This is a genomic window from Cellvibrio sp. (assembly GCF_039207905.1).
Classification (GTDB): domain Bacteria; phylum Pseudomonadota; class Gammaproteobacteria; order Pseudomonadales; family Cellvibrionaceae; genus Cellvibrio.
The window spans coordinates 22242-46721 of the sequence record NZ_JBCECX010000017.1 but is presented as its reverse complement, the minus strand read 5'-3'; the positions used below and the strand labels follow the sequence as shown (position 1 = coordinate 46721).

Sequence of the window (24480 nt, the reverse complement as noted above, 5' to 3'; positions counted from 1 at the left end):
ATGAACACGGATTTATCCTCTCAAGTATTAGGCGCCTCGGATTTTGATGCGATCAAGAAAAAGCAGCAAGCCATGTGGGCATCTGGCAACTACGGTAAAGTCGGTAGCGCTTTACAAATTACTGGCGAAAGCTTGTGCGAAGCCATGGATTTAAGCAGCGGCGAATCGGTGCTTGATGTTGCAGCAGGTAATGGCAATGTAACGTTGGCTGCGGCGCGGCGCTATTGCCGAGTGACTTCAACAGATTATGTGCAAGAGTTGTTGGATCAAGGCAGGGCTCGTGCGGAGGCAGATGGTTTGCTCGTTGATTATCAACAGGCGGATGCGGAAAAACTGCCTTTTGCAAATACCTATTTTGATAATGTGGTGTCCACCTTTGGTGTGATGTTCGCACCTAATCAAGCGCAAGCGGCGGTAGAAATGTTGCGGGTTTGTCGTCCGGGCGGAAAAATCGGCCTCGCCAATTGGACACCGGATGGATTTATCGGCCGCTTGTTTAAAATTGTGGGTCGCTATGTTGCTCCTCCTGCGGGAGTGCAATCGCCAGCGGCTTGGGGAACCCAGGACTTTTTGCAAAAACATTTTGGGCATTCCGCTGACGATATAGCAGTCACAACCAAGTCGTTTGTGTTTCGTTATTTATCTAGCGAACATTGGTTGGATATTTTCCGCAACTATTATGGTCCGGTGCACAAAGCGTTTAATGCGCTATCCACTGAACAGCAACACGCATTGGCTCAGGATATTACCCAATTGATTAGCGAATTTAATCTGGCGAAAGACGGTAGTGTGAAAGTACCATCAACTTATCTGGAAGTTGTGATTGCCAAGAAGCGTTCGTAGGGATGTGCGATAGATCCAGAAATATTTAACAGTTGAGTATTTTTTTGGTGGAAAACGCAATAGGTCATGGTGATCTATTGCGCTCCCCAAAAAAATTATAGTTGTGCCCGCTGCAAACCGTCTTTTAAAGAAGATTGTAGTGCGTCATCTACAAATGGAAATGCACTAAAAAAATGTACTGAGCTTGCATCCGGTTTGCGTGCTTTTACGCGAGTGCACCAGTATTGGGTTTTTTTCACATCTCCCGATAGCGCATGGATAGCGGCGGCAATCATAAAAATCAGAAAATGTGCGCCCGGTGTGGAGGCTGCTTTTTCTGCCCAATAAACGGCATTGGGTAAATCTCCCAAACGCAAATAGCTAAACGATTTGATTGCATAGTTGCCATACAGCAACGGATCTAACGGACTTAAATTTAATGACCGTTCAGTGTTTTCCAATGCTAATTGTATTTGGCCTTGCATCACTTCACAGAACGCGCGCGAATAATGCCCTTGTGCAAAATTGGGGCTGAGTGCGACGGATCTTTCCAGCCAACCCAATCCCACTTCAGCTTCGCCACTCAACCAAAAAGATCTTCCCATGTTGTAATTGGTAAATGGATCGAGTGAATCCAATTCCACGCTCTGTTCTGCCAACCGACGTGCATCTGCGATTGCTTTATTTATGTCATGATCGTAGCGTAAAAATGCATCCTGAAAGCGGGTAAAGGACAATCCAGCATAAGCACGCGCGAAACGCCCGTCTTGATTAATTGCTTGGGAAAAATAATGTGCCGCCTGTGAATTATCGTCAGCGGTAAAACGAAACATGTAGCGCAATCCCAGATGATAATTGGCCCAGGCATCCAAATTTTCTGAGGAGCTCAGTGCTGCCTGACTGGCTTCATTCAGTGGGATGTACATCTCCAAAGATGAGACCACACTCGCAAGAATCGTTTGGCGGATTTGATGCAGCTCATCCGGTTTAACCTCGAATCGCTCTGCCCAAATCACATCTGAAGTATCGCAATCACTGAGTTCAACGCTAATAACACGCATGTGCCCAAGTGCTTCAATGGAGCCGCTTAATGCGTAACGCAAATTGAGCTGTTGGCCGATACTTTTCAAGTCGGGTGCGGGCATGCGAAATTGAAACGCTGTACCGCGGGCAATTACCCTGAGCCAACGTAAGCGAGACAATGCCTGAATTAAATCGTGCGCCATAGCTTCGGCTATAACGGAATCCTGCTGGGCAGCAAGAAAGTTCTGAAAAGGTAAGACAATAATGGAAGGCTTGCCTTGGAAAATGGTTTGCGTTTGAGTTGGTAAAATTTTCCCGGTGTCCAGTTTTGGCTTGGGGGTGATGCTGGAGGAAATTGTTTCTTTTTGATCAGTGGTAATAACATCGGCTACAAAACGAAAGCCTCTTCCGCGCAGGGTTTTGATAAAGCGTTGTTGTTCGCCATCATCTTGCAGCGCTTTCCTGAGCGATTTGATGCAGGTAGTGAGTGCTGAATCCGAGGTAAAGCGTCCATCCCAAACAGCATTAATAATCTCATCTTTGGATACTACGCGTTCGCGCTTTGAAATCAAAAACACCAATAAAGAATATGCCCGAGGTTCAAGCGCAACCTCTTTATCGCCGCGTTTGAGCTCGGCGATATCGGTATCCAGCTTGAATTGATCGAAGGAAATTTTCATTGCACCATCCTAGCTAGCGGCCTGATAGTGGTCAACTCACGGCTTGGTGGCAACAGACTTACCTACAAAATATTACAAACCCGGCCACAAGCTTTACAGCTGGCAGTTTGTTTTTGTGCTTCAATAACTTACATTCCTTTGGCGACTTTGTTATGGTCAGCTCACGGTTTTGTCCGGCTGGTAACCAGTGAACCACGGATTACGAATGACGTCATATGTAAGCTTGTGTGCATCTTTGCATGCGACCCCCGCGGAGGAATCCGCACACTGTTTTATCTATATAGGTAGGTAATGCCATGAAAGCGATATTGAAACACAGCGCGTCCAGATTCGTAGTGCTTGCACTCGCGGTCAGTTTGGTTGCCGGTTGCTCGATGACAAAAAAACATGAAAAAGAAGCGCAGGTTAAAGCGGATAAAGCTGGCTTGACCGCCGTGCCCAAAACGCGTTTTGACGGTACTTTTATTGCGTCGGGCGCGCAGTTTTCGCAGTACAAAAAGTTGATTGTTGAACAGCTGGATTTGAGCGATGTGAAAATCCGTCAACAATCATCTAGTAAAGTGACTTTTGATACCCCTTGGGAATTAAATGATGCAGATCGTCGCTACTATCAAGAGCGTTACACCGAAGCCTTGATGAATAATTTGATCGCTGACGGCACCTATGCAACAGCAATGCAACCCGGTGCAGATACCTTGACCGTTGCGGCAAAAGTATTGGAAATTGCTCCGCTGGCGAGTAAAGACGATATGAAAGGGCGCCCCGGCAGCATGAAAGTGTACAGCGAGGGCATGGGCACCATGACTCTGGAAATCACGCTATATGATTCCGTATCCGGAAAGCCGCAGGCGATTATCACTGACCAGCGCGACCTTGGCCGGATTTGGGAAGAGAATAATCGTGTGACCAATAACATTCAGGTGCGTCAGGCATTTAACCAATGGCTGGCTAATCTGCGTAAAGAGTTGGATAAGGCGTCTGGCCGTTAAGCGCCAGTTGTTGATTTAATTTCAGCTCAAATAAAAAGAGGAAGCCAATAATGGCTTCCTCTTTTTTTGTGCAGGATTTTTGCTAAAAGATACTGAAGATTATTTCAAATCATCAAGATATTTTTCAGCATCCAGCGCCGCCATACAACCTGAACCTGATGAGGTAATCGCCTGACGGTAAATGTGGTCAGCCACATCACCCGCAGCAAATACACCTTCAATACTGGTTTGGGTTGCATTGCCTTCCAAGCCGCTTTTCACTTTGATGTAGCCATCTTTCATGGTCAGTTGGCCTTCAAAAATATCGGTGTTTGGCTTGTGGCCAATCGCGATAAAGACACCGGCAACATCAATTTCCTGGGTTGCACCATCTTGCGTGCTTTTCAAACGCAGGCCATTTACGCCTGAATCGTTACCCAATACTTCTTCCAGCTGGTGGTTCCAGATAACTTTGATATTGCCGTTAGCGACTTTTGCCATCAGTTTGTCTTGCAAAATCTTTTCTGATTTCAACTTGTCGCGACGGTGAATCAAGGTCACTTCGCTGGCGATATTGGACAAATACAATGCTTCTTCAACAGCAGTATTACCGCCGCCAACTACCGCCACTTTTTGATCGCGATAGAAGAAACCATCACAAGTCGCACAAGCGCTTACACCTTTGCCCATAAACGCTTCTTCCGATGGCAAGCCCAAGTATTGGGCAGATGCGCCGGTAGAGATAATCAGGGCATCACAAGTATAAGTGTTAGAGCCGATCAGCTTGAATGGGCGCTCGGTCAGCACAGTTTCGTGGATATGATCGAAAATAATCTGGGTATCGAAACGCTCGGCGTGTTCCTGCATTTGTACCATCAAATCCGGGCCTTGCAGGTCGTGTACGCCGCCTGGCCAGTTTTCAACTTCAGTCGTGGTGGTCAATTGACCGCCTTGTTGCATACCGGTAATCACTACAGGTTTAAGGTTCGCGCGCGCAGCGTAGATGGCTGCGGTGTAACCAGCAGGGCCGGAACCGAGGATAATCAGGCGATGATGTTGTACGTCACTCATAGGAGATCCTTGAATTTGATGCAAAAAGGGTTAAAGCAAAATGGGTGTCACTCAATGTGAGGGCATGATAGGCGAATCACAATAGCCGTGCAAAATTGTCTGGTTCAATTCGCAGCATTGGGTTTGGCTATGTGTCTGTTTATTGAGCGATATTGATCGCAATCGGGATGGATTTAGCTGGCTTTCCCCAAGGTGGAGAGGCGATTAGCCCAGTCGTTGGCGTTGTGGGTTCTTATTAGTTGCTCAAAGGTTGCGGGTGATAAAGGTTTGGAGAATAGATATCCCTGTAATAAATCGGCGCCGTAATCGCGGCAGACGCGCGCCTGCTCGCGTGTTTCCACGCCTTCAACCACTACGGTGAGATCCAGGCTTTTGGCAAACACGATCATCGCGCGCAGAATGCGACAGTCAGCGGCATTATCGGGAATACCCTGTACAAACTTGCGGTCAATTTTCAGGGTGCGGGCGGGTAATTCTTTTAAGTAGGCCATGGATGAATAGCCGGTGCCAAAATCATCGACCGCAATCTCTACGCCGTAATCCTGGATTTTTTTCAGGCTTTTGGCAGTGCGTTCAAGATTTTCGATCAATACGGATTCGGTAATTTCCAAGCTGACGCAACGACCGGGCACACCTGTGCTGTTCAGGTCATCGATAATGCCTTGATATAAATCCTCGTCGGTCAATAATTGCGCGCAGACATTGAATTTCATATTGAAATTGTCATCAACCAAACCTTGTGCGCGCCAATTCGCTAACTGACGACAGGCGTTGAACCGGCTCTTGGAATCTATTTCGCTGATCAAACCAATTTCCTCCGCCAGTGTAATAAATTCACTGGGCGGCAATATCCCTCGCTCGGGGTGATCCCAACGGATTAAGCCTTCGGCACCACAAATTTCAAACGTGTGTGCATCCACAATCGGTTGGTAAAACAACACAAAATGATCGGTTGGAATCAGTGCGCGCAATTCTTTTTCGAGACGAACGCGTTCCTGTAATTGCGCTTGCATGGTTGAAGAGAAAAATTGGAAATTGTTGCGGCCATCTTGCTTCGCGCGATACATCGCCATATCTGCTGCTTTAAGCAAATCAACAGCAGTTTCACCCGCTTCCGGATAGGTGGCTATACCAATGCTGCTGGAAATACTATTTTCAAAACTGCCAACAAGAATAGGGCGGCGCAGATCATCCAAAACGCGTTGGGCAAGTTGGTTGATGGCTTCCAGTGAGTCAAAATTGTGGGCGAGGATTGCAAATTCATCGCCACCCAAACGGCAAACAATATCACCTGCGCGCACTACGTTTACTAAACGTATAGCAACTTCTTTTAATACCTGATCGCCAATGGTGTGACCGAGGCCGTCATTGATAAATTTGAAGTTGTCGAGATCAAGAAATAAGAGCGCGAGTTGTTCATTGTGGCGGCGTGCACGCAGAATTGCGGCGCGCAAGCTTTCATCAAAATAGTAACGATTAGCAAGGCCAGTGAGGGAATCGTTTTCCGCTAGTGCTCGCAAGCGTTGATGGCTTTCAAATAATTGCCGCTCCAATACATGGCGTGCGCGTGCATGGGTAATTGCGCGGGTTAAATGTTTGTGGGCGATTTCAGATTTAAATAAAACATCTTGCGCACCGGCTTCGATAAATTCGCGTTCGAGATCGTCATCGGCACTGGCGCCAGTCAGAATAATAACTGCAGCATGATGGTGCGGGTGTTTGGCGAGCAATTGCAGGACTTCCATTCCATCGATATCGGGTAAACGATAATCCAGCAACACCGCATCAAAGTCGTCGCTATCGAACTGCGCCAAGCCTTCATTGGCAGAACTGGCCTGCGCAATGGTGATGTCCCATTCCGTTTTTTTGAAAGTACGGATAATGGCTTGCCGATCAAGCTCGTTATCATCGATGAGCAAAAGCTTCATGCAAATTACCTCTCCACCTCTGTGTACATATTCCGGCTGTTTTATTTCTCTTTAGCGGGCAATTCAATGACTCGCCAGTAGTGGTCAAGCAGGCTGACCACTTGCATAAAATCGCTATCCATCCGTTGTTTGAGTAAGTAGCCCGCCACATGTTCGCGATAGGCGGCAATAATGTCTTCGTCTGATTTGGATGTGGTTAGTACAAATACTACTGCATAAGTGAGTTCCGGATCAGCACGTAAAGCTTCCAAAAACTCCAGTCCATTCATGCGCGGCATATTGATATCTAACAAAATAATATAGGGGCTGGGTACTTCGCCATTACGCAATATTTCGAGCGCTTCCAATCCGTCCTTAGCGCGATAAAGCGGGTTTAACAATTTTAATTTGTGCAGCGCGCGCCTTAGGGCTGTTGCATCTATATCGTCATCATCCACGATTAATAAACTGACCGTTTTAAATTCATCGCTGCTACTGGGATGGATTTTATCAACCATGTTGTTGTTTCCTTTCGATAGTTTTTGGCCAGGTAAACGTAAAGCGGCAGCCGCGTCCCGCCGAGTAAACACTAATAGAACCGCCGTAGGTCTCTACAATTTTTTTGATCAACGCCAATCCCATGCCACTGCCTTCCAATTCATCGCGCGGTTTTAACGTTTGGAACATACCAAATACGCGCTCCTGGAATTTTTCTGGAATACCGGGGCCGTCATCAATTACACTGATTGAATAGAAAGTGGCTGAAGATGCTGCCTCAACACGAATAACTCCTTCATCCTTATCATGGTGTTTGAGTGCATTGGAAAATAAATTGCGTAAGATCTGTTCGAAGGGTGTGCTTAAACTATCGAAGATGGGCAGGTTATCTCCCAGTTCAAGTTTTAAACCGGGTTTGGTGTTTTGGATTTCAAACAACTCTGTTGCCATGTGTTTGAGGTCAATTGTTGTGGTGGCGCCATCAATTTTTCCGGCGCGATAAAATACCAGCATATCGTCGAGCAATTTTTCCATCCTGTGGATGCGATTGCGCAACATCTTGGTGTGTTTATCGACCTCGGTAAATTCTTTCTCTTCCAGATCTTCTTCGATCCAACTTGAAAGCTGTGCAATTCCACGCAGCGGCGATTTCAAATCGTGAGATGCAACATAAGCAAAGGTTTCCAGCTCCTTGTTCGTCTGTGCCAAACGATGATTGGATTTCTCCAGCTCTTGTTGATGCTGCGCCAGTAATTCGTTGGATTTATTGCGTTCGTCAATATTGAGCGAAAATATCTTCAAGGTTTTGGCCATATCGCCAATTTCATGGGGATGATCGAAAAACGGGATTTCAGTCTGGGTATTACCGGCTGATATAGATAGCATCGCCTTGCGGATTTCCTGCAGTTGCCAGCTCAAACTGCGCGTAATCAGTGCCGCTACCAAAATGCCGATCAGTAAAAAACCACCAATAACAACCAGCATTAAATTGGCAGAGTGATCGCGAGTGGTAATCGCCTGTTCATTCAGCAGGCGCATTTGCTCTTGTGCCTCGACAATCATGTGATCGCACAATTTTTCAAGGGTTACTGTGGTGTTCTGTACTTGATTGAGGGCGATGCTCCTGAATCCTTCTATATCACCGGATTCCAATTGTTGATGAATCGCGCGGATAACAATTTTCCAATCACTGAAAACCGTTTTAAATTGAGCTATGTCGGCTTTGCCCAAGCGTTCGCGCTCGATAATCCGCAACTCGGCGGCAATTCTTGATTCAATATCATCGACTTCGACAGGGATATTTTTTTCGTGCATCAAGCTTGGGTTAATTGCTACATCCTTGATAATGCGGTTCAGGTTGGCAATATCATTTTTCACCCGCAGTGAAGCGTTACTTGCCTGCAAGGGCCCGTGATACAGCTTTTGCGAGATGCTGGCGACATTGTTGATTTGCAGCAAGCCGATTGAGCCGACTCCCACAAATAACAAACTCATAAAAATAAAGCCGGTTACCAATCGATTAAAAAAGTTCAAGCGGTTGAATGCAGAAATGGCTGCTTGATAACGCAGGATAAAAATACCGGACGAGAAGGCAATCAAGCTTATTGCTGTTTGCGGAGACATTTTTACTCCCATCCAAATAAAGCTGGGGAATAAACCAAACTCCTGGCTGATCACCGTCGACACCGCAGTAAAGAAGATCAGCAAACTTAACAGGGTGGCAACTATACTTTTCACCCCTTTGGGGTGTATGGCAAAAAATAATGTAAGAGATGCTAACAAAAATGCTGCGCTACTCACTGGTGACATTGGCTGTGTGTGCACTGGTGGCTCGCTGAGCAAGACAACAAACCAGGTGGTGGTGTTAAGCGGAATGCCGATAATGATATCCAGTATGGTTAGCGCACCCAGTGCGAATAAAATAAAGCTGCAAACAAATAACATTGCGCGATGGTTGCGCAAAATGGCGTATAAACCCAAGCCGCAGGTAATAATGCCTATGGCTGTGTTGTAGGTCATGAGTGTGATGAAGGGGTAAATAGCGGACAGGGTATGAGGTGCGTGCCACGTAATGAGCACACAAATTCCCAAGGCGAGTAAAAAGCCTGAGATTAGTTTTGGCGGTAAAGGATAGCCATAATTAAAATGTTCAGTTTTGTGCATGTCTCGTTCAATCCATAACCCCTGAGAATGATCCTCCAGCCAATTTTCATTCGGCTTTGTATACAAGGAGGATGGCAGCAACAAACTGAGTGTAGATGAGCAATTGATAAAAACTTTTAAATTGCTAATCCTGAAATAAAATATTTAGTTATCTATCTTATTTATAATGATGGGTAATAAAAATCGAAGGAAAAACTATGGCTTTACCCGTTGAATCGCCCTGCGTGCGCAACTGTTGTTTGAATGAAGCTGATGTCTGTGTTGGATGCTTTCGTACATTACACGATATTACACGCTGGAGTGTGGTGAGTGATGCGACAAAGCTGGAGATCCTACACAGCGCCGCTGAGCGGCGCGAGCAGGCACAAAAAAGCAGAAGCCTCCACCAAAAATGATTGCTGGCAGGTTAATGGGTATTCGTTTATCCTGCCCGCGCGCTGATCGATCAGCTGCTATAACCCATAATAAATAGAAGTGATTTTTTTACATCCTACTGCTATTAGATCTAGACTTGCTGTGACACCCGTATTCCGTTAATGACTCGCTGTGCATCCGTTGATGAGAACTGATGTCGTTAACCCGGAATTACAACGATAACAATGATGTTCACTGGATTGGGCTTCGTTTATCTCCCAATGACTTGGACCACAGATACTAGTAAACGCCCATGCAGTCTTACAAAGCGTCGCTCAAACTCTGGCTCAGCATGCAATGCCAAATGCTTGGTAATGTAAATGCAGCCATGCTCGCGCAAACCTCTGCGGAGGCGCCGACTATTTTGGCTAAGTGGCCGAATGCTGGTGCCAATAACAAAGCCCTGCGGGAAACCCTCAAGCTAGTTGCCGATAAAGGTCGGTTGCACCTCGCACCTGATGAGGATGGTCATTTTATTGTCGGCCAGCCATTGGTGATTGAGGGTGAGATGTGGGGCGTGTTGGCATTGCGGCTGGAGCTGGCTGATAAAAAAGAACTGCCAGCGCTACTTAAGAATCTCAAGCTTGGCCAATATTGGCTGCAGTTTTTGCTGCAACAAGCGGATGCACAGGGCGAGCCTGCTGTAGCGCCGCCTCCGGCGTTGGAAAAAAGTGTCCATCACGCTGCTTTGCTTCAATTCAGTGCAAGCCTCCTGAAAGAAAAATCCACGCAAGAGACGGCTATTAGCCTGGTGAATTTGCTTGCCGGTTTTTTGCAGGCAACTCGCGTAAGCCTGGGGTTACGCACAGCCAAAGGCATCGATTTGGAAGCGATTTCCTTCTCCGCCAATTTCGATAAACGCACCCAAGCCATGCAGGCCATTAGCGAGGCGATGCTCGAATCAGCAGAGCAGGGCACTGCAATTGATTTTTCCCCTTCTGCTAGCGCGAGTGAATTACCAAATACCGAAACTCCTTTGCCGGGATTAATCACCCGCGCCCATCAGCAATTGCAGCAGCAACAGCATTTGCAGTCGGTACACAGTTTGTTGGTTCGCAATGGCGAAGTGATTGTGGGTGTACTTACCATTGAGCTGGATAAACAAACGAACTTATCGGACGATCAGCGCAGCTTTTTGCAGCAGGCTATGCATTTTGCCGGAGCGATTCTGGCCTTGCGCCAACAAGTTACCGCCAGTGTTTGGCAGGGTTTAAAGCGGCGCACTGCCCAGCGTATGGAGCGCTGGTTTGGCGAGGGGATCTGGCGCGGTAAAATTATCGCAACGCTGCTGTTAGTGTTTATTGTGGCGCTGTTCGTGCCAATCGAATATCGCATTGGCGCCGATGCAACTTTGCAGACAACAGAAAAACATTTGGTCGTTTCGCCCCATGATGGTTACCTTGGAAAAATTATTGCCCGCCCGGGTGACAGCGTAAAAAAAGGCGCACCACTGGCGCAATTAAATGACGAAGACTTGCGGCTAGAGCGCCGTAAGCTGGCGAGCCAGGTACAGCAATATCGTCAGGCATACGATACCGCGCTGGCGAATTCCAATCGTGTTGATGCAGCGATTGCCAATGCGCAAATGGATCAAGCGAGTATCCAGCTGCGTTTGATCGACCAGCAATTGGAGCGCACGCAATTAAATGCGCCTATGGACGGCATTATTGTTTCTGATGATATTTCACAAACCCAGGGCGCACCGGTAAAACAGGGGGATGTGTTATTTGAAATCGCTGCCGCACAAGGTTTTTTAGTGCAGGTGTTTGTCGATGAGCGTGACATAGCGAATGTGCATGTCGGTCAGGATGGGCAGGTAAAATTTTCCAGTTTGCCCGGCGAAGTTTTTGCCGTGCGCGTTAAAAAAATTACGCCGATTAGTGAGGTGCGCGATGGACGCAATTACTTTCGTGTCGATGCCGAGCTAACACGTGAACTGGATGTGTTGCGCCCGGGCATGACCGGAACCGGAAAATTAACGGTCGGACGCCGCGCCTTGGGTTGGATAATGTTCCATGATCTGTGGCACTGGCTGCGCTTGAGCCTGTGGTGATCTGGCGATGACTGAACCGCAAGCCAGCCCCGTTTGGCAACGTCTCGAATCGCTGCGGCCTTCATTGCCGCGTCATATTCACATCCAGCGGCGCGATTATAGCGGCGAGCGCTGGTATATCCTGCAAGATAAAAGTAACGGACGCTTTCATCGCCTCACGCCATCTGCGTGGCGTTTAATCAGCGCAATGAATGGACACAATTCATTGGCGCAGATATTGGTCGCTGCATCTAACGTTGAGTTTTACGAATCTGCCGATGAAATTCCCACCCGCGATGATTTAATTCATTTGCTGCAATATTTGCACGTCGCCGATTTATTAGTCTGCGATTTGCCACCGAACACTCAGGAATTATTTGCGCGGCGCGAGCAAAAAAAGCAGCAGCGTTGGTTGCGATTGTTGATGAATCCGCTCACCTGGAATATTCCGCTGGGTAATCCGGATCGCCTGCTCGATAAACTTATGCCTGTTGCGCGCTTGTTGGCAACGCGCAGCATGGGTGTGATTTGGTTATTGGTTATCGGCTACGCGGTATTACAGGCTGGCAATCATTGGACTGAACTTACGCGCGGGCATTTGGACCGTGTGCTTTCACCGTCCAATTTGTTTTTGCTGTGGCTGACCTATCCCTGTTTTAAAGTGTTGCATGAATTAGGACATGGACTATTCACCAAAGTCTGGGGTGGACAAGTCAATGATTGCGGTGTTGTGTTTGTGGTTGGCACACCTTTGCCTTATGTCGATGCGAGCGCTGCAACAGGTTTTCAATCCAAACGCCAGAGGCTGATGGTTGGTGCAGCGGGCATGGCGGTGGAATTATTTTTAGCGGCGATAGCACTTTTGTTGTGGTTGCAATTACCCAACGGTTTTCTGCGCGATTTTCTCTACAACATTATTATCATCGGCGGCGTTTCAACCCTGTTTTTTAATGGCAATCCGTTGATGCGTTTTGATGGATATCATCTGCTGACCGATGCGTTTGATCTGCCCAATCTTGCTACGCGTGCGAATCAGCAATTCAGTTATTTATTGCGTCGTTACGCTTATGGCGTGAGTGGAATTTTTTCACCAGCAGTGAATGAGCGCGAAGCGGTACTCTTGGCGGGTTACAGTGTCGCCGCATTTGTATATCGCGTCTTTATGCTGTTTTTTATCATTATGTTGGTGGCCAATTATTTCCCGACGGTTGGGTTAATTATTGGTTGTTGGCTGATCTTTTTCCAATTGTTGTGGCCGGGTATTAAAGCGCTGAATTATTTAATCAGCGATAAACAATTGGCCGCTTCGCGCAAGCGTGCGCTAACGGTAACTGGCGCGAGCGCACTGCTGGGAATGTTATTTTTGATTGCTGTCCCTATGCCTATGTCGACCTCCGCAGAGGCGGTGCTCTGGCTGCCGGATGAAGCGCGAGTAAAAGTGGAATCTAGCGGTGAAGTTGCACAATTATTGGTTGCTGACGGCGATCAGGTTGAGCAGGGGCAAGAATTATTGCGTTTGCATAATCCGGTATTGATTGCGAATCTCGCTGCACAGCAGGCGCATCTGCGTGAGTACGATGCGCGTTACCAACAGGCGTGGGTTGATGACCGCGCGCAGGCGCAATTGTTGGAACAGGATATCAATGGCATCAAAGCAGAAATTGAATTGCTGCAAGCGCGCGTGGTGAATCTGGTGGTGCGCAGTCCTTCCAGTGGCATTTTCCGTATCACTCGCCAATATTATTTGCCCGGTAGCTTTTTAAAGCAGGGCGATGAGCTGGCACTGATCGAAAAACCCGATGCTGTCCGTGTTCGCGCGGCCCTTTTACAGGAAGAAGTGGGATTGGTTCGACAGGCGACCAATGCCGTAAGCATCAAGTTTGCCAGCGATCCATCACATACGATTGAAGGCAAAGTGTTGCAGGATATTCCCGTCGCCACCCAGGAATTGCCCAGTCAGGTATTGGGCGCCCAAGGTGGTGGCCGCTTGGCCGTAGATGCCAGTCAACCGACTGGTACGAGGGTGAAAGAGCGGGTGTTTTTGCTGGATTTATCCCTGCAGGATTTCGTGCAATCCGGCCGTTACGGCGAGCGCGCTTACGTGAAATTCCGGTACCCAGCTGAACCGCTGGCGGCACAGTGGTATCGCGCATTTCAACAACTTTTTATTCGTCATTTTTCGTAACGCGCTTTTTGCACTATAGTAATAAGCGATTTGTATTTTTATAGCGCTTTATATTTTTAAACCGGACGTATCATGCATAAACTTTCTCGATTTTCACTGTTGATGGCGCTTTTTGGCAGTGAGGCAATTGCGCAAACCCAGGAGCCAGCGCAGCTGAATTGCCGCATCGAACCCTCTGTGATGGTTGAGATGAGTAGTGCAGTTGAAGGCGTGATCAGCGAAGTATTGGTCGAGAAAAATGATCAGGTGAAAAAAGGCGATGTGGTTGCGCGGCTGGATGCAGGTTTGGAAGCTGCCACCGCCGAGCTGCGTCGCGTGCAAGCGGAACTCAATAGCGATGTGCAGGCGCAGCAGTTGGCACTGGAGTTCAGCAATCGTGCCCTGACCCGGGTAAAAGATTTGTACGAGAAAAAAGCCGCTTCTTTTTCTGAGCTGGATAAGCTCAAAACCGAGCATGCTATTGCCCAGCAGCAGTTGCAGCAGGCTATGGATCGCAAGCGTCAGGCCGAGCTGGAGCACAAGCGCGCGCTGGCCGATTTACAGCGCCGCACCTTGGTTAGCCCGATTGATGGTGTGGTCGTTGAGCGTATGAAAGAGCCGGGTGAGCACATTGATTTTGAGCCTGTGCTCAAGCTGGCGCAGTTGGACCCTCTACGGGTTGAGGTCTATGCTCCGGCGAGCCTGTACGGCAAAGTAAAAGCAGGTATGAAGGCCAGTATTGTTCCTGAACTGGGTGTTGCGGACAAAAGCTACGCGGCTGAAGTCGTCTTGGTTGATCAGGTAATTGATGGCCCCAGCAACACTTTTGGCATACGCCTTTCATTTCCCAATCCGGGAAACCGGCTACCCAGCGGATTGAAATGTCGGGTGATTTTTGATGGTGTTACCCTCAATTTGCTGGATACACGTAATCTGCCGTAGGCACTTGTTTTAAAACCAAAGATACTTGTTTTAAAACCAAAGGCGCTTGTTTTAAAACCAAAACAAAGCAGGTTGTCGCAGCGATAGACTATTTTTTTATGAGCCATGACATTGTAGAAAAATGTGCCAGAATAACGACTTAATGCACTTTTTGAACAAGTTGTGTCCGTTTTATAACGCTCCACACACTAATAATTGATAAACACGATTTTACGGATTTGGTGATGTCCTCCTAATCACCCATGTTGTGATGTTGGTTTATGCAGAGTTAAGTACCGCCACGGTTGGGCGGGTGCGCATAAATCCCAAGGATGCAGTGATCTTTACCAGTCCTTAAACCTATTTGTGTGCGCTTCGACAGCGCATCGCAAAGCAACTGAATTATTCGAATTACATGTCAAGGTCACCGCGTCACCGCCGTCCATTAATCGAAGCCCTTGAGCCAAGATTATTATTCTCTGCCACAGCGGATATCGCTGTGTTCGATGACGGCAATTCCGATGTTGCGCATCTCGCCCAAGCTGCTCAAGAAGTAGATTTGGTCAGCATTTATATGGCTGATGAACCATCAATGATGGACAGCCAATCGTTTGATGCCGACGCGCAGGCCGATATCCCGTTTAACGAAACAGCTGCTGTTAAGTCTGTCGTTTTTGTTGATACATCAGTCGCTGGTTACGATGCGCTGGTTGAAGACATTCGCGATCGCTTTGATGAAAACGCCGTTGCCATCATCTATCTCGATTCCGCAAAAAATGGCGTAGAGCAGATCACCACCGCTCTGGGTCAATATGCTGGTTTGGATTCAATCCATATTATTTCCCACGGTTCTGCCGGTGCAGTGGAGCTGGGGAATGCAATCCTCACCGATAACAGTCTTGTGCAATACGAAGATGATTTGGTTGCATGGGGCAGGGCGCTGGGCGCGGATGCCGACATTTTATTTTATGGTTGTGATGTTGCAATCAATCCTGCCGGGCAAGCGCTGATCGAAAAAATTGCGCGTTTGACTGATGCCGATGTCGCGGCGAGTAGTGATGTCACCGGTCATGATTCGCTTGGTGGGGATTGGGATCTTGAGTATCAGGTCGGTGATATTGAATCCGGCGTGTTGATCAGTGCGGAAGCGCAGCAATCATTTGTCGGTGTAATGGCGACAACTCACTTTATTAATATTCAGGGTGGATCGAGCAGCCAACCATTTTCCGGCGCATCCAATATCGGGCAGACGTTCCAATACGATAGTTCTGGCCCGACTTACACGATTAACCAAATTAGTGTCCAACTTAAAAAAGATCCGACGGCTGCAAACCAAACTATTACGCTTGAGTTGCGCGAAGGTGGCTACAACGGAACCTGGTTAGCGAATGCGTCGATAAACGTGAGCGCAATCGGCACAGATTTCGAGTGGAAAACATTTAGTTTGGGCAATATTGCTCTGAACGATAATCAGACTTATTGCATTCGCTTGATTAGTACCAGCGCAGACGGAAAAGTATCAGCTGCTTACAGCGCTTCCAATATATGGAACAACGCCGAATTAATTGTTAACGGCGTTGCAAACAGTTCGGCTGATATGTCGCTGTTGGTTTCTTATTTCGATGGCACAAATTCAGTGCCAACGGTTGCGAATCCTATTCCCAATCAATCAACGAACGAAGAAGCCTGGTACAGCTATACGTTTCCTGCCAATACATTTGCCGACGCCGATTTTCCAACCACACTGACCTACACCGCCACTTTATCGGATGGCAGCCCGTTGCCTCCTTGGCTTGGTTTTAACGCTACTACCCGCACGTTTAGCGGCATGCCTGACGATGGTGATGTGGGCACACTTTCTATTCGCGTCACGGCGAGTGATGGTGCAGGTGGAAGTGTGAATGACACGTTTGATTTGGTTATCAATAACGTTAACGATCTTCCATTCGTCAACATTCCAATTCCCAATCAAAATGCAACCGAGGATTCTGTATTTAGTTATACATTTCCCGCTAACACATTTGGCGATGGGGATGTCGGTGTTGTATTTACTTACACAGCGGAGTTGGCGAGTGGCGGCAGTTTGCCATCCTGGTTACATTTTGATTCTGCAACGCGCACTTTTAGCGGCACACCATTAAATGGTGATGTGGGAACTATCTCGGTAAAAGTGATTGCGAACGATGGTGGTGGCGCAACGGTTTCGGATAATTTCGATATTGTTATCGCTAATACCAATGATGCCCCCACTGTTGCCAACCAAATTCCAAATCAGACAGCGACAGAAAATGTGCTGTTTAATTACACATTTCCTATCAATACATTTAACGATCAGGATGTAGGTAATACACTCACCTACACGGCGCAAATCCCTGGCGGCACTCCTTTACCCGCATGGTTAACGTTTGACAGCGCCACCCGTACATTGAGCGGAACACCTTCTAATGGTGACGTCGGCAATATTACGATTGAAATTATTGCCAGTGATGGAACCGCAACTGTTTCCGATTTTTTTGATATTGATGTACAAAATGTCGGCTCATCAAATGTTATTTATGAAACTTCGGGGCCGTCTACCGATACACAAGTTATTGCTTCCGGTGTACCGTTTTTTCAAAGCTTTTCTCATAACAGTATTGGCTCGACTTACACCATCGATTCTATTGTGTTGCAATTGGTTAAAGATCCATCTGCAGCATTGCAAACTATCACAGTCACTTTGTTATCAGGTGCCTACAATGGCACGGTGGTTGGTTCTGCAACCGTTTCCTCTGCAACTATAGGAACTACTTTAGCCTGGAAGGCATTTGATTTTACCAACGTAGTATTAACCGATAACCAGCTTTACTTTATCCGGATTGAATCCAGTAGCGTTGATGGCCAGGTAAAAGCCGCAATCCATAACACTGATGTGTATGCGAATGGCTCATACCATTCCAGTTTTGGTTCAGCTGATATTACGCGCGATGTTGCCTTTCAAATCGCCAGCGGCGCGAACGTTGATCCAGTGGTAGTTACACCAATATCCAACCAAACAGCAACAGAAGATTCAGCCTACACATTCCAATTTAATTCGAACACATTTAATGATGCTGATGTAGGCGATGTGCTCACCTACACTGCAACTATGGCTGATGGTAGTGCATTACCTTCATGGTTGAGTTTTAACGCGGCGACAAGAACATTTTCCGGCACACCAACCAATGCTGACGTTGGTACTATTTCGATAAAAGTAACCGCTGACGATGGCAATGGCGGTACACCGGCAAGCGATACGTTTGATTTGACGGTACTCAATACCAATGATGCCCCAACGGTTGCTAATCCAATTCCAAATCAAAATGCAACTGAAGATTCTGCATTTAATTTTACCTTTGCATCGAATACTTTTACCGATCAGGATGTTGGTAACACTCTGACTTATACCGCGCAACTTGCTGGCGGTGGAGCTTTGCCATCATGGATCAGCTTTGATCCTGCTACTCGCACCTTCAGTGGAACGCCGCTGAATGCACATGTGGGAACCTTATCAATTGATGTTATTGCCAACGATGGCAACGGCGGAACAGTTACCGATACATTTAATATTGTTATCGCCAACACTAATGATGCACCAATAGTTGCCAATACAATTCCCAACCAGAATGCAACTGAAGACTCGATATTTATTTTTCAATTTGCAGGGAATACATTTTCTGATCCAGATGTTGGTGACATTCTCACATATTCTGCGCAATTAAATGGCGGTGGTGCTCTACCCAGTTGGTTGCTTTTTAATCCCGGTAATCGTACTTTTTCCGGCTTACCTGCAAATGAAGATGTTGATAGTTTTGCCGTTGATGTTATTGCGAGCGATGGTAATGGCGGCATAGTTATCGAGACATTTACCATTACCGTTACCAATGTAAATGATGCACCTGAAGTCAGCATTCCCTTAACGGATTACTATACCGATGAACAAGTGACGGTAAATCTGCATGGTACTGGAATTGCGATTACTGACATAGACAGTAATTCAGTCACGCTCACGATAAGCGCGTCATGGTTAGGCAGTGAACTTAACGCAAATGTCGGCACTACAGGTGTGGTTATTTTTTCGGGAAATGATTCACCCGTTTTAGTGCTTACCGGAACACTGGCACAGATTAATGATTTTCTCGCAGGAAACAACGGCGGCACGCTGACATATGAATTGCCTGTTGATAACCCTCCTGCGACTGTTAACCTCACGTTCACCGCGAGTGATGGTGCCTTAACAGGTAGCGATACCACTACGGTAAATATTACCGCTGTCAATGATGCACCCGTGAACGCTGTTCCCGGTGCGCAGATAACTACTGAAGATACTGCGTTGGTATTCAGCGCGGGCAATTCTAACCAAATTCAAATAAGTGATGTGGATGCGGGTTCTGGCAATTTGGAAGTAACCCTGTCGGTTACTAACGGCACACTGACACTCGCAGGTATTACCGGATTAAGTTTTACTACTGGTGATGGCACTGCAGATTCAACGCTGGTATTTACCGGCACCCTGGCAAATATCAATACTGCGCTGGCAACCTTAACTTTTAATCCGACACTAAATTACAACGGCGCTGCAGTTTTATCGATCACCACTAGCGATCTAGGTAATACCGGCAGCGGCGGTACACTCACCGATACTGATACCGTTAATATCACGGTGAATGCCAGCAATGATGCACCCAATGTGGCGAACCCAATTTCCAATCAAAACGCCACTGAAGATTCTGCATTTAATTTCCAGTTTGCAAACAATACCTTTGCCGATGTCGATGGTGATGCCCTTACTTATTCAGTGCAGCTAAATGGCGGAGGCCCGCTACCATCCTGGTTAACATTTAATGCGGCTACGCGTACGTTTAGCGGTACACCTGCAAATGCTGATGTTGGAACCATCTCGATAGATGTGATTGCTGATGATGGTAATGGCGGTACTATTACCGATACATTCAATATTGTTATTGCCAATACTAACGATGCACCGACAATCGCGAATCCAATTCCGGATGCTAACGCAACGCAAGGTGCTGCATTTAATTTTCAATTCGCTGCAAACACCTTTAACGATATAGATGTTGGCGATACACTTACTTACTCTGTTCAATTAGCTGGTGGTGGTGCCTTGCCGTCCTGGTTAACATTTAATGCGGCCACACGTACATTTAGTGGCACACCTGCAAATGCTGATGTGGGCACTCTCTCGATAGATGTAATTGCCAGCGATGGCAATGGTGGTACAGTTACCGATACCTTTGATATTGTTATTGCCAATACCAATGACGCACCAACAGTAGCCAACCCGATCCCAAATCAAAACGCCACTGAAGACTCCGCATTTAATTTCCAATTTGCAAACAATACATTTTCTGATGTTGATGGCGATCCACTTACTTATTCAGTACAGCTAAATGGCGGAGGCTCGCTACCATCCTGGTTAACATTTAATGCGGCTACGCGTACATTTAGTGGTACACCTGCAAATGCTGATGTGGGCACTCTCTCGATAGATGTGATTGCGGATGATGGCAACGGTGGCACCGTCACCGATACCTTCAATATTGTTATTGCCAATACTAATGATGCACCGACAGTTGCAAATCCGCTTCCTGATCGCGTTGCAAATGAAAATACACTGTTCAATTTCCAATTTGCAGCGAATACGTTTAACGATGTAGATGCTGGGGATACGCTTTCATACTCCGCCCAGTTAGCCGGTGGTGGTTCGCTGCCATCATGGTTAACGTTTAATGCGGCTACCCGCACATTCAGCGGTGTTCCTTCTGCAACTGATACGGGCACCGTGAATATTGATGTGATTGCCAGTGATGGCAACGGCGGTTTGGTTACTGATACCTTTACTATTACCGTTGCTGGCGCACCCGATACCGAATATATCGATACTGGCAACGGAGGTAATTTCAATCCGGTTTCCTCTGCGAATCAGGTTGGACAAAGTTTTTCTTTTGACAGCGTCGGCGCAACCTATACCGTTAATGAAATTAGCCTCTCGCTCGCTCGTTATGATGCGGCAGCACTGCAAACCATTACCGTTGAACTGCGGGATAGTTGGAACGGCGCAGTTATCGCGAGCGCTTCAATCTCATCAGCACTAATCAGCCGTGATGGATTTAATTGGCATTCGTTTAGCTTTGGCGATGTGGTGCTCAATGATCAGCAAACCTATGTTATCCAAATCAGCAGTACGGGCACTGATGATTTGGTGTTGGTGTCGCGCTTTAGCAGCAATGTGTTTGCAGATGGATCGTTGATTGAAAACGGAGTTCCTCATGCATCAGGTTGGGATCTTTCATTTAAGGTATCCAAAGATGACGGTGCTAACTCAGCGCCCGTTGCTGATAACCCAATTTCCAATAAAACGATTGATGCAGAGCTACCGTTTAATTTTGTTATGCCTGCAAACACCTTCTCTGATCCAGATGTTAATGACACGCTGATGTATCGTGCGCAATTAGCGGGCGGTGGTAGTTTAGGTTGGCTCGCATTTAACGAAGCCACCAGAACATTTTCCGGTACACCGCACTGGCATCAAGCGGGCACTATAACGGTTGAATTAATTGCAACTGATAATCACGGCGCCTCCACCTCGACATTTTTTGATATTGAAGTTGTCAACACCAATACAGCGCCCACAGTTGCAAATCCGATTCCGGATGTTGTGACGAATGAAGATGCTGCATTTAATTTTCAATTTGCGGCGAATACGTTTGGTGATGTCGACGGCAACAGTTTTACCTACAGTGCTGAACTTGCGGTGCTTGGTGGTTTGCCTCCCTGGCTCAGTTTTGATTCGGCAACGCGCACTTTTTCCGGAACACCAGCCAATGGTGATGTAGGAACCTGGACGGTTGAAGTGACTGCGAATGATGGCTTCGGCGGTTCGGCCATTGACACTTTTGTCATTACCGTTGCAAATACCAATGATGCACCGACTATTCTCAATCCGCTTCCTGATCGCGCCGCGACCCAGGGCAGTGCATTTAATTTCCAATTTGTTGCCAATACCTTTATCGATCAGGATGTGGGTGATGTATTCACTTACACGGCGCAACTGAATGGCGGTGGCACGCTACCAACCTGGTTGAGTTTTGATTCAGCTACGCGCACTTTCAGCGGTACGCCGGGCAATAGCGATGTTGGTACTATCACGATTGAAGTTATTGCGGATGACGGCAATGGCGGAACAGTGAGTGATACCTTTGATCTTGTGGTGAACAATATCAATGATGCTCCTACAGTGGCGAATCCGATTACCGACCAAAATGCCACCGAAGATAGCGCATTCAATTTCCAATTTGCAGCAAACACGTTTGATGATGTCGACATCGGCAGTTCACTCACCTACAGCGCGCAATTAAATGGCGGCGCTGCATTACCGACATGGTTAATTTTCGATCCTGCTACACGCACATTTAGTGGAACACCAGTTAACGCCGATGTGGGCACGATTAATATCGATGTAATTGCCAACGATGGTTTAGGTGGAACGGTAACGGATACCTTCGCTATTGTTATTGCTAATACCAACGATGCCCCGACGCTTGCTAATCCTATTCCTGATCAGAGTGCGACTGAAAGCCTCGCGTTTAATTTTGCCTTTGCTGCTAATACCTTTAATGATGAAGATGTGGGTGATGTTTTTATTTATAGCGCGCAGTTAGCTGGTGGTGGCGCTTTGCCAACATGGCTAACGTTTGATGCTGCAACACGTACTTTCAGTGGTACACCTGCTACTGCTAATTTGGGTAGCATTTCTATTGAAGTAATTGCCAGTGACGGCAATGGCGGTAGTATCACTGATACGTTCACCTTGGTAGTGAATGCATTACCAGTGAATGCTCCACCGGTCTTGCAAAATGCAATAGCTGATCAAGTTGCGAATGAAGATTCATCTTTCACGTACAGTTTTCCCGCGAATACATTTACCGACGCAGAGGGTGATGCACTGAGTTATTCAGCACGCATGGCAGATGGTAGTGCTATGCCATCCTGGTTAAGTTTTGATGCGGCTAGCAGAACGTTTAGCGGCACGCCTGCAAATGATGATGTGGGTAGTCTCAATATTATTGTGACGGCTAGTGACGGTAACGGTGGCAGTGTTAGCGATACATTTATTATCACGGTTAACAATACTAATGATGCGCCGGTATTGGTAATTCCTCCTGCTAACCAAACAGCAGAGGAAGATGTTCCATTCACGGTTACCTTTCCTGCAAATATGTTTACCGATGTTGATGCAGGTACACAGTTAAGCTACACAGCTCAGTTGGCAAATGGCGATCCTTTACCTGCTTGGCTTGTTTTTGATGCCGCAACCTTAACCTTCAGTGGTACTCCGTCTGATGGTGATGACGGTACTTTATCAATTCAATTGATTGCCAGTGATGGAATCGCAACTGCAACGGCGCAATTTCAATTGGCAGTAGCGGCTGTTAACGATGCACCTGTAACCTCAGGTTTTGCGCCGATTATTAATGTCGAAGATGCAATGGGTGATGTTGTCGATTTGTTTTCAGTATTTACCGATGACTCTGATGCAGCAAACCAATTGCAATATTCTGTGGTGAGTAACACCAACCCTGGCTTGGTGAGTGGGGCAGTCATTGATCCAGTGACTGGAAAATTACAACTCAGTTACGGTGCTAATCAATTCGGTAATGCAGAACTGATTATTCGCGCGCAAGATTCCGAAGGCGCGCTGGTTGAAACTGTCCTGAAAATTACCATCACTCCGGTGAACGATACTCCTACCTCAATCGGCATTGCCGATGTGAAAGTGCAGGTCGGAGCGGCGGCTCAACAAACCAATTTGCACTCGGTGTTTTCCGATATCGAAGATGGAACAGCACTGCGTTATTCAGTGGTGGGCAATACCAATCCTGCGGTGGCAACTAACATCCTGATTGATCCTGTAACTGGTGTAATGACCTTGGCGTTTGCATCCATCTCAGGTGGTGAATCCGTCGTGACATTGCGTGCAGTTGATGCAGAAGGCGCCTGGGTAGAAACACAATTTAAAGTGATGGTTACTGCGCGCGATACCGGTATTAATCCGGAAGAACCGGGGAAACCCCCACCGGTAGTCCCGCCAGTTACACCTCCTGTTGTACCTCCTACAGTACCTCCGGTTGAAATTCCCGGTGGTGAAAATCCGACAACACCGCCCGTTGGTGGTGGGTCATTAATACCACCTGTGCAGCCCGGTGAGGCGCTTGATCCTGGTTTGCCGGGAACAGGTAATCCCGTTGCACCTGATGCCAATGACGTTGATGATCCGCGCAAAGAATTTGGTTTTGTGGATGACAAATCAAGCCGCGATTATGAGCGCGCGAAAGAGTTGCTTAATAGTGGCAATGTTCCGCTATCCACGCTCAACGCATCGCCTGCGCTGATGAGTTTAATTACACCCGATGCCGGATTCGCCCCGTGGGAAGCCGAGGATTTTGATAGCGAAGTGCGTCGCATCCGTGCGCAAATGGATGAGGCGATGGAAGAGGAATCTAACCGCAAAGCGGTGGTGGCGGGCATCACTTTATCGGTGACTACCGGGTTATTGGTTTGGTCTTTGCGCGCGAGCAGTCTATTGTTAACCATGATGTCGATGTTGCCGCTCTGGCGTGGACTTGATCCGCTGCCAATTCTTGATGAGGTCAACAAAAAGAAAAAAGAGTTGGAGCAGCAGCGTAAAGATCGTGAGAGTGAAGACAAGAGCGCTAAAGAAGTGGGTTATTTGTTTGATCATGCCCAAGGTAAAGATTCAAAGTCGTAATCGGTTCTG

Annotated in this window: 12 protein-coding genes; 7 read left to right on the top strand and 5 right to left on the bottom strand. The window is 47.1% G+C overall.

Annotated features, from left to right (window positions below):
• A complete protein-coding gene (locus AAGC78_RS11990; RefSeq protein WP_435784316.1) occupies positions 1–843 on the top strand; it encodes a class I SAM-dependent methyltransferase in 843 nt (280 codons plus the stop codon).
• 95 nt (positions 844–938) lie between these two features.
• Here the strand turns inward: AAGC78_RS11990 and AAGC78_RS11985 are convergent, their stop codons facing one another.
• On the bottom strand, positions 939–2525 hold the full coding sequence (locus AAGC78_RS11985) for a winged helix-turn-helix domain-containing tetratricopeptide repeat protein (RefSeq protein ID WP_435784315.1): 1587 nt from the start codon (positions 2523–2525) through the stop codon (positions 939–941).
• A gap of 296 nt (positions 2526–2821) precedes the next feature.
• On the opposite strand from AAGC78_RS11985, the gene AAGC78_RS11980 reads away from it, so the two are divergent.
• Positions 2822–3514: a DUF3313 family protein gene (locus tag AAGC78_RS11980; protein WP_435784314.1), complete on the top strand. Its 693-nt coding sequence runs from the start codon at positions 2822–2824 to the stop codon at positions 3512–3514.
• Positions 3515–3613: 99 nt separating this feature from the next.
• Here the strand turns inward: AAGC78_RS11980 and trxB are convergent, their stop codons facing one another.
• The 4 genes from trxB to AAGC78_RS11960 all read right to left on the bottom strand — a co-directional run bounded on the left by trxB (position 3614) and on the right by AAGC78_RS11960 (position 9048).
• Positions 3614–4564: a thioredoxin-disulfide reductase gene (trxB, locus tag AAGC78_RS11975; protein ID WP_435784313.1), complete on the bottom strand. Its 951-nt coding sequence runs from the start codon at positions 4562–4564 to the stop codon at positions 3614–3616.
• A 173-nt stretch (positions 4565–4737) separates the two neighbouring features.
• Positions 4738–6492 carry a putative bifunctional diguanylate cyclase/phosphodiesterase gene (locus tag AAGC78_RS11970; protein WP_435784312.1) on the bottom strand — a complete coding sequence of 585 codons (1755 nt, stop codon included), beginning with the start codon at positions 6490–6492 and terminating at the stop codon, positions 4738–4740.
• Positions 6493–6533: 41 nt separating this feature from the next.
• Positions 6534–6989: a response regulator gene (locus AAGC78_RS11965; RefSeq protein WP_435784311.1), complete on the bottom strand. Its 456-nt coding sequence runs from the start codon at positions 6987–6989 to the stop codon at positions 6534–6536.
• Positions 6982–9048: a sensor histidine kinase gene (locus AAGC78_RS11960; RefSeq protein ID WP_435784310.1), complete on the bottom strand. Its 2067-nt coding sequence runs from the start codon at positions 9046–9048 to the stop codon at positions 6982–6984. The genes AAGC78_RS11965 and AAGC78_RS11960 overlap by 8 nt, the downstream gene beginning before the upstream one ends.
• A 281-nt stretch (positions 9049–9329) precedes the next feature.
• Here AAGC78_RS11960 and AAGC78_RS11955 point away from each other — a divergent pair, with 281 nt between their 5' ends.
• From AAGC78_RS11955 to AAGC78_RS11935, 5 genes are all read left to right on the top strand, one after another.
• Positions 9330–9527, top strand: a complete 198-nt coding sequence (locus AAGC78_RS11955; RefSeq protein ID WP_435784309.1) for a DUF1289 domain-containing protein — start codon at positions 9330–9332, stop codon at positions 9525–9527.
• A 272-nt stretch (positions 9528–9799) separates the two neighbouring features.
• Positions 9800–11599 carry an efflux RND transporter periplasmic adaptor subunit gene (locus tag AAGC78_RS11950; protein ID WP_435784308.1) on the top strand — a complete coding sequence of 600 codons (1800 nt, stop codon included), beginning with the start codon at positions 9800–9802 and terminating at the stop codon, positions 11597–11599.
• Positions 11600–11606: 7 nt separating this feature from the next.
• The gene (locus AAGC78_RS11945) at positions 11607–13763 is read left to right on the top strand and encodes an efflux RND transporter periplasmic adaptor subunit (protein ID WP_435784307.1); all 2157 of its coding nucleotides are present in this window, start codon (positions 11607–11609) and stop codon (positions 13761–13763) included.
• Between the two features lie 72 nt (positions 13764–13835).
• On the top strand, positions 13836–14684 hold the full coding sequence (locus AAGC78_RS11940) for an efflux RND transporter periplasmic adaptor subunit (RefSeq protein WP_435784306.1): 849 nt from the start codon (positions 13836–13838) through the stop codon (positions 14682–14684).
• Positions 14685–15078: 394 nt separating this feature from the next.
• Positions 15079–24471: a putative Ig domain-containing protein gene (locus AAGC78_RS11935; protein WP_435784305.1), complete on the top strand. Its 9393-nt coding sequence runs from the start codon at positions 15079–15081 to the stop codon at positions 24469–24471.
• Positions 24472–24480 lie beyond the last annotated feature (9 nt).

What these genes read in the sequence shown, in the direction of transcription:
- trxB (WP_435784313.1), bottom strand. Translation starts at nt 4,564, where the DNA reads ATGAGTGACGTACAACATCATCGCCTGATTATCCTCGGTTCCGGCCCT.
- AAGC78_RS11955 (WP_435784309.1), top strand. Translation starts at nt 9,330, where the DNA reads ATGGCTTTACCCGTTGAATCGCCCTGCGTGCGCAACTGTTGTTTGAAT.
- AAGC78_RS11950 (WP_435784308.1), top strand. Translation starts at nt 9,800, where the DNA reads ATGCAGTCTTACAAAGCGTCGCTCAAACTCTGGCTCAGCATGCAATGC.
- AAGC78_RS11990 (WP_435784316.1), top strand. Translation starts at nt 1, where the DNA reads ATGAACACGGATTTATCCTCTCAAGTATTAGGCGCCTCGGATTTTGAT.
- AAGC78_RS11970 (WP_435784312.1), bottom strand. Translation starts at nt 6,492, where the DNA reads ATGAAGCTTTTGCTCATCGATGATAACGAGCTTGATCGGCAAGCCATT.
- AAGC78_RS11945 (WP_435784307.1), top strand. Translation starts at nt 11,607, where the DNA reads ATGACTGAACCGCAAGCCAGCCCCGTTTGGCAACGTCTCGAATCGCTG.
- AAGC78_RS11935 (WP_435784305.1), top strand. Translation starts at nt 15,079, where the DNA reads ATGTCAAGGTCACCGCGTCACCGCCGTCCATTAATCGAAGCCCTTGAG.
- AAGC78_RS11980 (WP_435784314.1), top strand. Translation starts at nt 2,822, where the DNA reads ATGAAAGCGATATTGAAACACAGCGCGTCCAGATTCGTAGTGCTTGCA.
- AAGC78_RS11940 (WP_435784306.1), top strand. Translation starts at nt 13,836, where the DNA reads ATGCATAAACTTTCTCGATTTTCACTGTTGATGGCGCTTTTTGGCAGT.
- AAGC78_RS11985 (WP_435784315.1), bottom strand. Translation starts at nt 2,525, where the DNA reads ATGAAAATTTCCTTCGATCAATTCAAGCTGGATACCGATATCGCCGAG.
- AAGC78_RS11965 (WP_435784311.1), bottom strand. Translation starts at nt 6,989, where the DNA reads ATGGTTGATAAAATCCATCCCAGTAGCAGCGATGAATTTAAAACGGTC.